Consider the following 14,132-nt stretch of genomic DNA (forward strand, 5'->3'; position numbering starts at 1 on the left):
ATCGCGACAGGTCGCGTCGGGTAGGAACACGGCATGCTACGTGGCGACAAGATCGGGCTGCGGGCCCGACACGAAACCGACGTTCCCGTCCTGCAGTCCGAGCTCTACGACGACGTCGCGACCCGGTCGAAGGCCGACTCCCGACCATGGCGTCCGATCGCACCCGGCTCAGCCGCGTCGCCATACACGGTCTCCGACCCCACCGACGATGCCGCGTGCTTCTCGGTGGTGCAGCTCGCCGATGACGAACTGGCAGGCGAGGCGCTGTTGTGGGGCATCGACCTGCACAACAGGATGGCGCACATCGGAATCTCGCTGAGGCCGGCCTTCCGCGGCCGTGGGCTGGGCACCGACGTCATCCGGGTGCTGTGCCACTACGGTCTCGTGGTGCGCGGCCTGCATCGGTTGCAGATCGAGACGCTGGCCGACAACGCCGCGATGATACGAGCAGCCACCCAGGCAGGGTTCGTGGCCGAAGGCACCCTGCGCCGTGCGGCTTGGGTGAATGGGGACTTCGCCGATCAGGTCATTCTCGGGTTGCTCGCCACCGAGGGCGCTGGGGTTACGAGCACGGTCCGACTACCCTCACCGCCGTGAAGGCAATGGAGATCGAAGCACCCATCGTCGGTGTCACCGTCTACCCGGACCGGGCCCGGGTCACCCGCCGGGGCAGCACCCGGCTGGCCGCCGGTGAGCACCGGGTACGTATCGCACCGTTGCCGCTGGGCCTGCGGCGGGACTCGCTACGGGTCGGTGGCCGGGGCGCGGCCACCGTGCTCGGTGTGGACGTGACGACGTGGCGGCAGGCGCGCAGCGTCGACGGGCAGGTCCGCGAACTGGAGCAGCGGCGCCGGGAACTGGCCGACGAGCTGGCCGAGGCCAACGACACGTACGAGATCGAGGAGCAGCGGGGGCAGTTCCTCGCCCGGCTGGCCGAGCGGGCCGGCGGCACGTACGCCCGCGCGCTGGCCTCCGGCGACGCCGGCCCCACCGACGTGGCCACCTTCGCCGACTCGATGGCCGGCCAGCTCGCCGACTCCCAGGGCCGCCGGCGCGGGCTGGCCCGGCGGCGTACCGACCTGACCGAGGAACTGGCGGCCGTCGAGCGGCAGTTGAACGCCGCGAACGGCAAGCGGAAGCCGGACCGGCTGGCCGCCGAGGTGACCGTGTCGGTGGACGCCGACGACGCCGAGCTGGACCTGGAGCTGACCTACCTGGTCGACGGGGCCCGGTGGCAGCCCTCCTACGACCTGCGGCTGGTCGACGACACCATGAACGTCACCTGGTTCGGCCTGGTCAGCCAGGACACCGGCGAGGACTGGCCGGAGTGCGTACTCCAGCTCTCGACCGCCCGCCCGGCGGCGGCGGCCGGCGTACCCGAACTGTCGCCCTGGTATCTCGACCGGGTCCGGCCGGTGCCGCCGCAGATGCCCAAGCCTGCGGCGAGCTACGGCGCGCCGCCGGCACCCCCGCCGCCCGGCGGTCCGCCGCCCACCATGGGCGGTGCGGCCCGGTCCGGCCCGTCGCGCCCCAAGGTGCAGGAGAGCGTCGCCGTGGTCGAGCAGGGGGTCACCGCAGCCACCTACCGGCCGGCCCGCCCGGTCGCGGTGCCGGCGGACGGCAGCGCCTACCGGGCCACCATCGCCGTACTGGACCTGCCGGCCCGGCTGGACCATGTGACCGTGCCGGTCCGCGCGGCCGAGGCGCACCTGCGTGCGACGGTACGCAACACCTCGACACACACGCTGCTCCCCGGCGCGGCAGCGGTCTTCCATGGTGCCGACTTCGTCGCGGCCACCCGGCTGCCGATGTGGGCGCCCGGTGAGGAGACCGAACTCGCGCTCGGGGTGGACGACCGGGTACGGGTGGAACGGAAACTGGGCCGGCGTGCCGACACCCGGGCCACGCTCGGGTCGACCCGGCGGCGGGACGTGGAGTACCGGATCAGCGTGGCCAACCACACGCCCCGGCCGGCGAGCGTGGAGGTGCGCGACCAGCTGCCGGTGTCCCGCGACGAGGCCGTTGTCGTGCGGGAACCCACCCTCACCCCGCCGCCGGCCGAGCGTACCGAGCTGGGCGAGCTGACCTGGCGGCTGCGGCTCGCGCCGGGGGAGAGCGGCGAGATCACCATGGGCTTCCGGGTCGAACTCGCCAAGGGGGTCGAACTGGCCGGCTGGCGGGAGTGACCGGGTAGGAAAGGGGCCCTTCTCGTCGGCTGCTCATCGGAGGGCTGCTCATCGGGGGGCGGCGAGCGCGCGGAGGGCCGTCAGGTCGAGGACCGCGATCCGGCGGTACCCGGTGCGGATCAGTCTCTTCGCCCGCAGGGTCCGCAACGCGCGCTGGGTCGTGTCCGTCGCCGCTCCGACCAGGGTCGCGAGTTCGGTGTGGCTCAGCTCGACCCCGATGACGAGTTCGTCGTCGTCGGTCCGTCCGCAGTGCGCCGCGATGTCGGCGAGCACCCGGGCGAGCCTGACGTGCACCGGGTAGGCGGCGAAGTCCACCCGGCGGGTGTTCGCCCACCGCAGCCGCTCGCCCACGGTGGCCGTGACCTGGGCGGCCACCGTGGGGTGGCCGCCCAGGTAGGCGAGGAAGTCCGCCTGCCTGATGACAGTGGACACCACGTCGCCGCACGCGGTCGCGGTCGCGGTGCGGCCATGCCCGGTGATGGCCGCCAACTCGCCGACGAGGTCGCCGGGCAGGCGGATCGCCAGCAGCCGCTCCGTCCCGTCCACGGCTGCGGTGACCTTGACGAAGCCGCGCCGGATCACCTCGACGTGGGTGTCCCGCGCCCCCTCGGTCAGCAGGCGCCGGCCGGCGGACACCGTGCGGGTGATGCCGAGGGCCAGCAGTTCCCGGCGCGTGGCGGAGGCGACCTGGTCCATGAACGACCCGGCGGACCAGGCGGCGTCGTCGTCCGGCGGTGCGGCAGACATGCGATGTCCTCCTGAGGCATGGCGGGAGAGATCCCGTCCTTTCCCGGAATACCGCTCGCCGGACAGGGATGCAATACCCGCATCGGACAGTCCGGCACGTCGAGGGGAGGGGACGTGGAGTCACACCTAGGGCAGTCCTGCCGCTGACAGCCTGTCGCACGTCAGCCCGCCGGTCCCGGGACAGCCCGAGGACCGGCGGGCCGGCTGTCTGCGCCCGTGCGCCCGGCCGTCCGTCAGATGAGGGCGGGTGACGACGCGGGCTGGTGTGGCACGGATCGGAGGAGCAGTGGCGAAGACCGTCCGACCGCCCGGCCGAGCGGCCGGACCGGGGCACGACGGCCGGCGGGCGGCGGGCCGGGGTCACCGGCCGGCGGGCGGCGAGGCGGTGAGCCCCGACGATTCGGCGGGCCACGAACCTGCCCCGGCGCCGGGGGAGCTCTCGCCCGGGCACCGGGAGAGCCTCCGGCGGCTCCTGGAGCGCGAGCTCACCGAGGCGTGGCGCGCAGCGAGGGCGGCGGGGGTGCCCCCGGCCGCCCTCGCGGCCCTGGTGACCGACCGGGCCCGGGCGCTCTGGCTACTGGGGGGCCTCACCGATGACGCGCAGCACCTCGTCGACGACGCGTCGGACGGCATCGGCGTCGTCGAGCAGGGCTGAGACCCACTCGTCGGGGCGCGGTGCGCCGTCGGGCGTCCGGTCGATCTCGTCGCTCCCGGTGCCCGTGCCGAAGACGGTGCCGAGGACCCCCACCACCGTGGCCGCCGGGTCCGCTCCGGAGCGCAGCCCTCGGGTGATCGCCGACACGGCGGCGGACGCGAGGTCGGCCAGTTGGGCCTCGGCGCGCTCCGGCGGGCCGACGGGCAGCAGCGGGCGGGGGTCCGCCACCCCGTCGCCCGGCGCGGCGAGGACCGGGGGGCGCTTGCTGCCGAGCGGACGCTCCACGTAGTCGGCGTACCAGCGCGGTCGCCTCCGCATGGCGGCCAGCACCCGGTCGACCTCCCGGGACACCGTCGGGCCGTCGCCGCCCGTCAGGTCGCCGGTCACCGACTCCCGCCGCTGCGCCCAACTGTCCAACGGCCAGAGCTGGGTGCCGGCGGTGGCGCTCACGCCGACCCAGGTGAGGATCTGCACGGCGAGGTCGGTCAGCCAGGGGTCCTCGCCGAGCTCGGCGGCGAGCCAGCCCGGCACCCGGGGGCGTTGCAGCGCACCGCGGCGGCCACGCCGGCGGCGGTGACCGTCGACGGTGGCGGCGGTGAGCCGGGCGGACACCCAGCGCTCCACGTCGATGATCGGCACTTTGGCGTTGGCGATCAGGTCGGTGACGACGGCCTCCACGTCGTCGTGGTGGCGGTCGAGGCAGTCGTCGGCGAGCATCTGGACCGCGGTCGCGCAGGCCCAGTGGCCCCGCCGGCGTTCGACCGGTCGGGTCACCCGCTGGAAGACGATCGGCCAGACGATGTCGTACGCGGCGCTGACGAGCCGGGCGCGGGCCGCGGGTGACGTGGACGCCGCGCGGGACGCCAGGTCACCCCGGCGGGCCAGGTCGCGCAGCTCCCTCACCGCGGACCGGGGGCGGGGCAGCAGCGCCCTGCCCATCGTCGGCGTATCGGTGGCGGCGCGCGGGGACGGCAGCGAGGCCGTGTCATTCGCGTTCGTCATGACGCTCCTCCCGGAACAGGCACCGAGCTACGGGGGTTGTCATCTGCAATTTGCAGATGGAAAGAGGTTTGTCGGTGATCGATACCAATGTGTCGGATGTGCGCGCCGCGCGTTGTCCCCGGCCGGCGAAGCGGCGGCTCGTGGCCCCGCCAATACTCGTGTCAATTCCCGATCGGCACTGGCCAGACGATTGCCAATCTGCTGGTCAGATAATGGTCGTGAAGTGGACAGCCGGAGCCGGACGGGCCGCGCCGCCGGCTGCGGACCGGTAGCCTCCCCACCGTCCTGACGGACCACCGCAGAGAGGAGACGACCCTGCGCCCCGGGAGCGAACCCCGCCCCTCGTACGAGGACGGGCTTCGGCAGGAACTGCTGGAGCTGCGTCGGGGGCCCGGTCTGCAGAGCAGCCCCCTGCTCCGTCGCCTGGGGCCGCGACTGGCCGACCTGTGCGGCATCTCGCCGGCGGAGCCCGACCCGGTGGTACGCGCGAAGGTGCGGGCCACCCTGCTGGCCCTCTCCGCCGACATGCCCACCGACCTGCGTCGTGCCCTCGTGCTGGCGTACGCGCTCGATCCCGAGCATTCCTACCTGCGGCTGGACCGGCGGACGGACCAACTCGCGCGCGAGCTGTCGTGCCAGCAGCGCACGGCGCGCCGCCGGATCGACGAGGCGGTGGCCCGGCTGGTGGGCGCCGCCGTCGCGGACGCCCCGTCCGACACGGGCCCGTCCTGGCACCTGCACGGCATGCACGCGCTGCTGCGGCTCGACACGCCGTCACCCGAGCTCTACGAGACGCGGGACGTCGTGGCGATCCGGCCCGTCGGGGAGATCACCGTGCAGTTCAGCCTGCCCCGGCGACCGGGCGACGACCGCCCGGAGCACGACGTCGCCGTCGACGTCCTCTACGGGGCGCGGATCCGGGAGGTGACCCGGCACAACGACGGGCAGTTCTTCCGGCTCGTCCTCACCCTGCCCCGGATCCTGGCACCCGGGGAGCGGCACGAGCTGTGCCTGCACTACCGCGTCCCGGCGGGCCAGCCGATCCGGGAGCACTACGTCTTCCAGCCGCTCGCGCCGTGCGCCCGCTGCACCGTACGGCTGCGGTTCCCGCCGGGAGGCGGCCCCGCGCTGGTCTGGCGCCTGGACGGCGTGCCGCCGCGTTCCGTGGACGACCGCGCGCCGGGCGGGGACCGGCTCAGCCCGGACGGCATCGGCGAGGTGTCGTCCGCCTTCGACGGCCTGCAACAGGGCTACGCGTACGGCCTGGCCTGGGCCGCCGCCGGCCCGGACGGCTGACGCGGCGGCCGGGCGGCGACGACGTGCGGGCGGGACGGCGGCGCGGTCCGTCAGATAGGGACGTGGAGAGTTTCCCCACCCGGTCGCGGGCAGACGGGTCCCGTACCCGCAACGTGGTCCGACGGCCCCCGGCGACGCCCGTGGACCCGGCCGAGGGGGCGACCCCCCGGTGAACCCCTTCGCGCTGTTCGAGGACGACACGGACGAGCCGGACGAGGTCGAGTTCGTCACCGACACGCACCGGCGCCGGTTCGTGGCCCTGCTGATCGACACCTCACGCTCGATGGCCGCCACCCAGAGCAACGGGGTGGTGGCCATCGACGCGCTCAACCGGGAGCTGGCCCGCTGGCTGCCGACACTGCGCGCCGAGGGCCGCGGGCCGCTCCGGGACGTCGAGTTCGTGGTCGTCACCTTCGGCGCGGGCGGGGTGAGCGTGGTGTCCGGCGACGGCACGCCGTCGGCCGAGGACGGCGGGGCCTTCGTACCCGCGTCGCGGCTGGAGCTGGCCCCTCTGGTGGCGGGAGGCGCGACGCCCATGGTGGAGGCGGTGGAGTTGGCGCTGACCCTCGTGGAGCAACGGCGGCGGCACGTGCAGACGGTCCACGCCCAGCAGACCGGCGGCCCACGGCTGATCCTGGTCAGCGACGGCGCGCCGACCGACGCCGAGGGCAACCCGACGGACGACTGGAAACCGCTCGCCCGACGGCTGGAACAGTGGCGCTCGACCGGGCGGATGCGGCTGTTCGCGTTCGGCGTGCCGGGCGTCGACGACGAGGTGATGCGGGCACTCGCCACCCCCAGCGGCTACTTCCCCCTGGCGGACCTCGACCTGAGGAAGCTGCTCGACCTGATCCTCGTGGCCACGTCCGAACACGTCGACTTCGAGCAGGTGCGCAGCCAGGTGTACGGGGACGAGCTCTGGTGACGGCACGGTGGTCGGTCCTGGCCGGCAGCGTCGCGGGCGGGGCGCACGCCCGCGCCGGGGTGAGCGGCCAGGACGCGTACGCGGTCCGGGAGGTCGACGGCGTGCTGCTGCTCGTCGTCGCCGACGGAGCCGGCGGGCGGCGCTGCGCCGCAGCCGGCGCGTCGTTGGTCGTCGCGCTGGCGACGCAGGTGCTCGTCGCTCTCGTCCGGGACCGGCCACCGGGGACCGCCGTCGCCTGGTCCGCCCTGCTGGACGCCGCACGGGACCAGCTCCTGCGGCGGTTCCGGCGGGCGGCGCGGGCCCTGGCGCGGGCCGCCGGCGGGTTCCGCCCCGAGGACCTCGCCACGACGGTGACCGTGGTGGTCGCCCACCCGCCGTGGGTCGGCGTGCTCGCCGTCGGTGACGGTGTGGTCGTGGTCCGCACCGGCGGTGGCGACCTCGCCCTGCTGGCCGCCCCGCCGGACGCCGCCGGTCGGCCACCCGGCGCGACGGCGCTGCTGCCGACGGCCCGGGCCGTGGCGGATACCCGCCGGCTGGTCGCGCGGCTGCCCGACCTGACCGGGCTCGCCGTGTGCACCGACGGCCTGGACAGCCTCCTCGTCGAGTACGACGGGACGCGGCCCAACCGGCCGGCTGCCGCCGCGTTCGGGCAGCTCTTCGCGCTGGTCGAGGCGGCCGACCCGGACCCGACGGCGCTGACCCGGCTGCTCTGCGGCCGGCAGGTCGGCGCGCTCACCGACGACGACCGCACCCTCGTGCTGGTGGTGCCCCGATGAGCCTCGACGTGTGGCTGACCGCCCCGGACGGCCGCCGGTCGGCCGCCAGCCTGGGCGACCCGGTCGGGTCGGCCGGCTCCCAGGGGCGGGTCTTCGGGCTGCGGGACCGGCCGGACACGGTGGTGAAGGTGCTGCACCGCGCGGACCGGGTGCACCTGGCCGACCGGCTGCGGGTCATGCTCGCCGACCCGGCCGGATGGGTCGGGGGGGCCGGGCAGCCGTTGGTGGCCTGGCCGAGCGCCGCGGTGCACCGGCGCGACGACGGCCGGCTGCTCGGCTACGCCGCGCCCCGGCTCGCCCACCCGCGCTTCGCCCCGCTGCCGGCCCTGTTCAACCCGGCCGTCCGGGCCCGGATGCTGCCCGGCGCGACGTGGTCCTGGTGGCTGACCGTGGCGGAGGAGCTGGCACGTGTCGTCCACGTCGTGCACCAGCGCGGGCACGTGGTCGGTGACCTCGCGCCGGCGAATGTCTTCGTCTCCGCGTCCGGGGGCGTCTGCCTCATCGACGCGGACGGCTGGCAGCTGGGCGACCCGGCGACCGGGGTGGACCTGACGTGCCCGTTCTCCCGGCCCGAGTACACGGCGCCCGAGCACCTGGACGAGCCGCCGCGCAGGCGGGAACCGGCCAGCGACCACTGGGCCCTGGCCGTGCTGGTGGGTCAGCTCACCTGCCTCGGCTTCCACCCCTTCGGGGGCGTACCCCGCGAGGCCGCCGGGCCGGTCGAGGAGGTCGACAACGTCCGGCTCCGCCGGTGCCGGCTGCTCGGCGCCGACGTCCGGGCACCCGCCGCCGCCGTCCCGCCGGAGGCCCTGCCTGCGGTGCTGCGCCGCCGGCTCGGCGATGCCCTCGACGCCGGGCACGCCGCGCCCGCCGCCCGCCCCGGCCCGCAGTCCTGGGCGGCGGCCCTCGCGTACGCCAGGGACGGCCTGACGCCCTGCCCAGCCGTGGCGACCCACGTGTACCCGCGCGAGGCCCGGCACTGCCCCTGGTGCCGGATGGTCGAGGCCGGAGCGCCCGATCCGTTCCCCGGGGGCGGACGATGAAGACGATCGGGATCAGCCGGGTCGCCGACCGTACCGCCGTGCTCGGTCCCGGCCTGCGCGCGGTCGTCTGGGTCCGGGGTTGCCCGCTGCGGTGCGCGGGTTGCGTCGCGCCCGAGGACCTGCCCTTCACCGGCGGGACCACCCGCACCGTCGACGACCTGGCCGGCTGGCTCGGCGGCCTGCCGCCGGAGATCACCGGCGTGACGTTCTCCGGCGGCGAGCCGATGGCGCAGGCGGCGGGGCTCAGCGCGCTGGTGGACCGGATCCGGGCCGGCCGCGACTGGTCGGTGATGTCGTTCAGCGGATACCCGATCGAGCACCTGCGCCGGCACGGCGACTCGGACCAGCGGCGGCTGCTGGGGCAGCTCGACATCCTCGTGGACGGTCCCTACGTGGCGGCCCGCCACGCCGACCTCAGGTGGCGCGGCTCCGCGAACCAGCGGCTGCACCTCCTCACCGATCGGCACGCGCCGCCGGACCGGGACGTCTCGGCGGGGATCGAGCTGCACCTGACCGGCGACGGCGTCGAGTGGATCGGTGTACCGCCGGTGGCCGACTTCCGCGCCGGGTTCGAGGCCGCCATGGCGGCCCGGGGAGTCGTGCTCGCGCCGCCCGACGGTGCCGCGCCACCGCCCGACCATCCCGCGCCGACCGACGAGAGAGGCCGATGATGTCCGGAAGCCCGAAGTACACGACCGTCGCGCTCGACGCCGCCCGCCGGGCCCAGGTGGAGGCCGCCCGGCGGCGACGCGAGGAGGAACGCCGACGACGCCGGGAGGAGGCCCGCCGGCGGCGGCTCGACGCCGGCATCGCAGCCGCGACCGCGCGCCGGGACGCCCTGACGGCGCGGCTACGCCACCTCGCCGACACGTCCCGGGCGCTGCCCCAGGGCATCGAGGTGACCGCGGAGGCCGCCCGGGTCGCCGCGCTGCCCCGGCCCGCCGACGAGGCCGGGCTCGCCCGGACCGGCACGGAGCTGCGCGGTGCGGAACGCCGTGCGGACGCGTTGACCGCCGCCGTGGCGGGGGAGCTGACCCGCCGGGAGCACGGCCGCGCCCTGGACCTCATCCTCGAACCGCTGCGCGAGCTGGTCGACGGCGAACGCCTCGACCCGGCCGGGCACCGGTCCGTCGCGGCGCTGCGGGCCGAGGCGCAGGACCGCACCGGGGACGCCCGGAGATTCGCCGAGACCCACCGGCGGCTCGGCGGGGCCGTCGGGGCGCACCTGGAGACGGTCCGCGACCGGCAGGGCCAGCTGCTGCGGCTGGCCACGGAGACCGACGAGCTCGCCGGCCGGTTGGCCGTCGTGCTCACCGACGCCGAGGCGGCGGGGGTCGCGGTGACCGAGGCGGCCGAGCTGCGCGCCGAGGTGGCCGACCTGCGCGGGGAACGGGACGCCGGGAACCTGAGCCGCTGGGAGCACCGGGTGGACGGGCTGCGCCGCCGCGTCGAGGCCGTGACGGCCGACGTCGACGCCCGCCTCGACCAGCTGGAGCGGATGGCGGTCATCGTGGAGGCGGCCAGCGCCGCGCTGCCCGCCGCCGGCCTGCGGGTGGTGCCGGGCAGCCTGACGGAGCGGGACGCGACGGTGGTCTTCGTCGCCCAGCGCGCCGACGGGTCGGCCATCGAGCTCACCGTGCACGCCGATGACGGCCAGGGCAACCGGCTGGAGTACCGCAGCGACGGGGTCGACACGGTCGTGGAGACCTCGCCGGACGGCGAGAACGCCCGCTGCGACCTGACCGAGGAACTGCTCGAACGCTTCCACGCCCAGCTCGACCGGCAGGGCGTGGCCGCCGACGGCCTGCACTGGGAGGGCAAACCCGGCAGGCCCAGGCCACCCGCCCGGCAGGCCCAGGAGCGCGCCGGCCACGACGACCGGAACCGGCAGTGAGCGACGGCTCGCCGGGTCGGCCCACGGCCCGACCGGCCGCGCCCTGGCTGGAGCGGGTCACCGCGGAGATCGCCCGGGGCCGGCACGTGATCATCCACGGCAACGTCCGTGACCTGGTCCGGTGGGACCGGTCGTTCCAGCCGTTGCGCCATGCGGTCACCGGGCTGCTGTCGGTCTTCGGTTACCAGCTCACCGGCTACTACGACCTGATCGACGGGTTGAGCTTCGCGGGCCCGGACGACGAGCGGGAGTTCCAGCGGCTGACCGCCGTGGGCGGCGACCGGTCCGCCGAGCCCGAGCCGCCGGCGTCGACCGGCCGCGCCGGCGCGGTCCGGAACCGGTTCGCCGCAGCGCTGCGTGACGCCCCGGCACCGACGTTGAGCAATCCGTACGACGCGCTGGCCGCGATCCGCACGGTGCTGCGGCAGGGCGCCACCTCGTCGGCGTTCATCGTCGACATGGTCGATCTGATGCTCGCCCCGCCCGACCGGGGTGGGGACGCCGAGCGCCGCCTGTTGGGCACCATGGCCAAGGCGATGACCGAGGCGGCCCAGACCGGCGCGGTGCGCAACCTGCTCGTGCTGGTCGCCGACGACCTGGGCACCCTGCCGGCCTGGCTCTACCGGGACCGGCCGTACGTCCAGGTGGTCGAGGCGGCGCTGCCCACCTTCGACGAGCGGCACGTGTACCTGCACCAGCAGGCCCGCCACTTCCACCAGGCGGCCGACGCCCAGCGGGCCTCCGACGACCTGAGGGTGCTGGCCAACCTCAGCGAGGGCATGGCGGTCACCGAACTGGACGGCCTGTGGCGGATGAGCAAGCTCCAGCGCATCCCGCTGGACGAGCCCCGGACGCTGATGAAGCGCACCCTCTTCGGCCCCCGTCGGGACCCCTGGCGACAGGTCCGGGACCGGCTCACCCGGTTCGTCCCCGCAGTCGAGGACCGAGTCGTCGGCCAGCCCGTCGCGGTCGAACGGGTCCGCCGGGCGCTGACGGCCGCCACCGTCGGCATCGACTTCGTGGCCGACCCGCACAGCTCCGAGTCACGCCCCAAGGGGATCTTCTTCTTCGTCGGGCCCACCGGCGTCGGCAAGACGGAGCTCGCCCGGGCGCTGAGCGAGTTCGTCTTCGACGACGAGACCGCGCTGGCCCGGTTCGACATGTCGACGTTCGCCGAGTCGCACTCCGCGGAGCGGCTGACCGGAGCGCCACCCGGGTACGTCGGCCACGAACGCGGCGGGGAGCTGACGAACCGGGTGAGCCAGCGCCCGTTCAGCGTGCTGCTCTTCGACGAGATCGAGAAGGCGCACGCCTCGGTGTTCGACAAGTTCCTCCAGGTGCTCGACGACGGTCGGCTCACGGACGCGTTGGGCAACACCGCCTACTTCTCCGAGACGATCATCATCTTCACGTCGAACCTGGGGGCCGCCGAGACGTACGGCTGGCTCGACGGCGGTGAACTGCCCGACTACGACACGGTCACCACGCACTTCGAACGGGCCGTACGGGAGCACTTCACCACCGGGCTCGGGCGGCCCGAGCTGCTCGGCCGGCTGGGCGGCGGCATCACCGTCTTCGACATCCTGCGACCGGAGTTCGTCGATCGCATCGTCCGCAAACTGCTGGCGCAGCTCACCGCCAGCGCGGGCCGCCAGGGCGTGCGACTGACCGTCGACGAGGAGGCCGTCGTGCTGCGGGTGCAGGAGGTGATGCGTCGGCCGGAGGCGCTGCGGCTCGGGGTGCGCAGCATCCGCGACGTCCTGGACCGCCTGGTGCGCGACCCTCTGGTGGGGCACGTCTTCGACCATCCCGGGCAGGTCTCCCTGCACCTGTCGGTCGGGCCGCACGGCACGGTGATCCGCGACGCCTGACCTCACCGGGTCAGTGGTGCCCAGAGCTGGGCGATGACGCTCGCGCCGCGCTGGCAGGCCGCACCGACGACGCCGGTCAGGTCGTCCGCGAGCAGGCCGGCGACCAGCGCGCCGGCCAGGGCGACGAGGATCGCCAGCCGCGCGGCACGGTGGGCCGGTGGGAGCTGCTGTCGTCCGCCGTCAGTCAAGGCCGCCCCAATCCCGTGCCAGGATCCAACTCGCCGGCCCGAAACCGCCCTCCCGGCCCGGGTCTCGACCGGAGACCAGGAAGAAGCGCACCTCGCCGAAGTCGCGCTCGGCCGCCAGGACGAGGTTGTGCAACCCGTTGTCCACCAGCCACGCCCGCACCCCGTCCGGTTCCGCCGGGCCGGCCGACAGCTTCCCGAGCAGGTCCGCCTTGGACACGACGAATGCCAGCCGCCGGCTGCGCGTGCGGACGCCGTAGTCCTGCAACCGCTGCACGGTGGCGTTGTACGCGTCCTCCGGGTCGTGCGTCGCCGGGTTCGCCGCGGCGAAGACGTCCGGCGCGCCCTCGGCGTACTCGTCGCGCACCCGCCGCACCGAGAACGGATCGAGGACATAGATCAGCGAGCGGGCGTGGTCGAGGTAGGACAGCCGGGCGTTCTGCTCCCGGTCGACGAGGTTCTCGCCCGCCGCGTCGAAGAGGTGCACCAGCACGACCCGCGATCGGAGGGCCAGCCGGAGCGTGACGGCGACGGGCGGCCCGCCGGCGTCCGTCTTCGCCGGTGACCCGCCGTCCCGCAGGAGCCGGGCGTACGTCTCGTGCCGCTGCCGGTCGCGCTCGTCGGGGAGGGACACGTCGGCGCCGGCCTCCTCCCCGCCGTGGTGCAGCCCCACCAGCGCCGACATGATCAGCTGGGTCTTGCCGGCCGACGCGGGGCCGAACACGGGCATCCGGACGTCGGTGACCACCCCGGCACCGGGCAGCAGGGCCTCCCCGCAGCTCGGGCAGTACGCCTCCAGTCGGCGGCTGGAGGCGGCCCGCAGGACGGTGGTCGGCAGCCGCCAGCCGCAACCGCAGCGCCGCCACAGCACGCCGAGCCGGCCAGGCCGCAGGTCCCGGTGCAGGTCGTCGCCCGCCAGCCGGTCCTCCGTCGGGTGCGGCCCGAGGCACCGGTACGCGGGCACGGCCGCCAGCTCGTAGCAGTGCCGGCAACTGGCCCGGGAGTGCCGCACCGCCTGCCAGCCCGCGTCCGCCCCGCGCAGCAGCTGGACCGCGGCCCCGCCGACCAGCCAGGCCGCCGCCGTGACACCCGCCGTGACCAGCGCGACGCCCAGGACCCCGGCGGCGACGCCCAGCGACACGCTGAGCTGGACGGCGACGACCGGTACGTACAGCGGCCACCAGGCCTGGTGGGCCCGCGCCCACGGCAGCGGCCGGGTCCAGACCCGACCGGTGATCGTGAGGGCCCGGTCCGCCACGGCGCGGACGTCGAGCAGCACCTGGGCGGCGAAGTACTGTGGCCAGGCCCGGTCGCGGCGGACGAAGGCCGGCGCCACCCGCCCCGGCAGGGCGCCCCGGCGGACCTGCTCGGGGGTGCGCACCCGGGCCCAGGACGCCCGGCCGAGCAGGACGACGCCGGCGAGCCCGAGCACCAGGGCCAGGCCGCCGACCAGTCCGGCGCCCACTCCGACGATGGCCAGCGGCGCGGAGACGAAGACCAGGCACGCCACGCAGGCCGCCACATAGATGAAGAGCCAGATGTACGGCATCGG

At 75.1% G+C, this 14,132-nt stretch carries 14 protein-coding genes; 10 read left to right on the plus strand and 4 right to left on the minus strand.

Annotation, left to right across the window (positions count from 1 at the left end):
• Window positions 1–33 precede the first annotated feature (33 nt).
• Together ACQPZO_RS09220 and ACQPZO_RS09225 are read left to right on the plus strand one after the other, a co-directional pair.
• Window positions 34–597 carry a GNAT family N-acetyltransferase gene (locus ACQPZO_RS09220; protein ID WP_433348780.1) on the plus strand — a complete coding sequence of 188 codons (564 nt, stop codon included), beginning with the start codon at window positions 34–36 and terminating at the stop codon, window positions 595–597.
• A 5-nt stretch (window positions 598–602) separates the two neighbouring features.
• Entirely contained in the window at window positions 603–2,186 is a 1,584-nt protein-coding gene (locus ACQPZO_RS09225; protein ID WP_433350904.1) for a mucoidy inhibitor MuiA family protein, read from the plus strand.
• Window positions 2,187–2,234: 48 nt separating this feature from the next.
• On the opposite strand, the gene ACQPZO_RS09230 is transcribed toward ACQPZO_RS09225, so the two are convergent.
• Window positions 2,235–2,933 (minus strand): Crp/Fnr family transcriptional regulator, encoded by a 699-nt coding sequence (locus tag ACQPZO_RS09230; protein ID WP_433348782.1) that lies wholly within the window; start codon window positions 2,931–2,933, stop codon window positions 2,235–2,237.
• 286 nt (window positions 2,934–3,219) lie between these two features.
• Between ACQPZO_RS09230 and ACQPZO_RS09235 the strand changes: the two genes are divergently transcribed.
• On the plus strand, window positions 3,220–3,588 hold the full coding sequence (locus ACQPZO_RS09235) for a hypothetical protein (protein ID WP_433348784.1): 369 nt from the start codon (window positions 3,220–3,222) through the stop codon (window positions 3,586–3,588).
• Here ACQPZO_RS09235 and ACQPZO_RS09240 read toward each other — a convergent pair.
• Window positions 3,508–4,590, minus strand: a complete 1,083-nt coding sequence (locus ACQPZO_RS09240; RefSeq protein ID WP_433348786.1) for a hypothetical protein — start codon at window positions 4,588–4,590, stop codon at window positions 3,508–3,510. The two genes, ACQPZO_RS09235 and ACQPZO_RS09240, sit on opposite strands and share 81 nt — an antisense overlap.
• A gap of 477 nt (window positions 4,591–5,067) precedes the next feature.
• Between ACQPZO_RS09240 and ACQPZO_RS09245 the strand changes: the two genes are divergently transcribed.
• The 7 genes from ACQPZO_RS09245 (at window position 5,068) to ACQPZO_RS09275 (ending at window position 12,395) form a co-directional block, all read left to right on the plus strand.
• Complete coding sequence (locus ACQPZO_RS09245) at window positions 5,068–5,886, plus strand: hypothetical protein (RefSeq protein WP_433348788.1); 819 nt, start codon at window positions 5,068–5,070, stop codon at window positions 5,884–5,886.
• Window positions 5,887–6,055: 169 nt separating this feature from the next.
• Entirely contained in the window at window positions 6,056–6,811 is a 756-nt protein-coding gene (locus tag ACQPZO_RS09250) for a vWA domain-containing protein (RefSeq protein WP_433348790.1), read from the plus strand.
• On the plus strand, window positions 6,808–7,587 hold the full coding sequence (locus tag ACQPZO_RS09255) for a protein phosphatase 2C domain-containing protein (protein WP_433348792.1): 780 nt from the start codon (window positions 6,808–6,810) through the stop codon (window positions 7,585–7,587). Before ACQPZO_RS09250 ends, ACQPZO_RS09255 begins: the two co-directional genes overlap by 4 nt.
• The gene (locus tag ACQPZO_RS09260; RefSeq protein WP_433348794.1) at window positions 7,584–8,630 is read left to right on the plus strand and encodes a hypothetical protein; all 1,047 of its coding nucleotides are present in this window, start codon (window positions 7,584–7,586) and stop codon (window positions 8,628–8,630) included. The genes ACQPZO_RS09255 and ACQPZO_RS09260 overlap by 4 nt, the downstream gene beginning before the upstream one ends.
• On the plus strand, window positions 8,627–9,301 hold the full coding sequence (locus ACQPZO_RS09265) for a 4Fe-4S single cluster domain-containing protein (protein ID WP_433348796.1): 675 nt from the start codon (window positions 8,627–8,629) through the stop codon (window positions 9,299–9,301). Before ACQPZO_RS09260 ends, ACQPZO_RS09265 begins: the two co-directional genes overlap by 4 nt.
• On the plus strand, window positions 9,298–10,524 hold the full coding sequence (locus tag ACQPZO_RS09270) for a hypothetical protein (protein ID WP_433348798.1): 1,227 nt from the start codon (window positions 9,298–9,300) through the stop codon (window positions 10,522–10,524). The genes ACQPZO_RS09265 and ACQPZO_RS09270 overlap by 4 nt, the downstream gene beginning before the upstream one ends.
• The gene (locus tag ACQPZO_RS09275) at window positions 10,521–12,395 is read left to right on the plus strand and encodes an AAA family ATPase (RefSeq protein ID WP_433348800.1); all 1,875 of its coding nucleotides are present in this window, start codon (window positions 10,521–10,523) and stop codon (window positions 12,393–12,395) included. The genes ACQPZO_RS09270 and ACQPZO_RS09275 overlap by 4 nt, the downstream gene beginning before the upstream one ends.
• 2 nt (window positions 12,396–12,397) lie before the next feature.
• Here ACQPZO_RS09275 and ACQPZO_RS09280 read toward each other — a convergent pair whose 3' ends face one another.
• Together ACQPZO_RS09280 and ACQPZO_RS09285 are read right to left on the minus strand one after the other, a co-directional pair.
• Window positions 12,398–12,583 carry a hypothetical protein gene (locus tag ACQPZO_RS09280; protein ID WP_433348802.1) on the minus strand — a complete coding sequence of 62 codons (186 nt, stop codon included), beginning with the start codon at window positions 12,581–12,583 and terminating at the stop codon, window positions 12,398–12,400.
• Window positions 12,576–14,129 (minus strand): TRAFAC clade GTPase domain-containing protein, encoded by a 1,554-nt coding sequence (locus ACQPZO_RS09285; RefSeq protein ID WP_433348804.1) that lies wholly within the window; start codon window positions 14,127–14,129, stop codon window positions 12,576–12,578. Before ACQPZO_RS09285 ends, ACQPZO_RS09280 begins: the two co-directional genes overlap by 8 nt.
• Window positions 14,130–14,132: the final 3 nt, after the last annotated feature.

Source organism: Micromonospora sp. CA-111912, assembly GCF_050948415.1.
In the GTDB taxonomy this organism is placed as follows: Bacteria; Actinomycetota; Actinomycetes; order Mycobacteriales; family Micromonosporaceae; genus Micromonospora.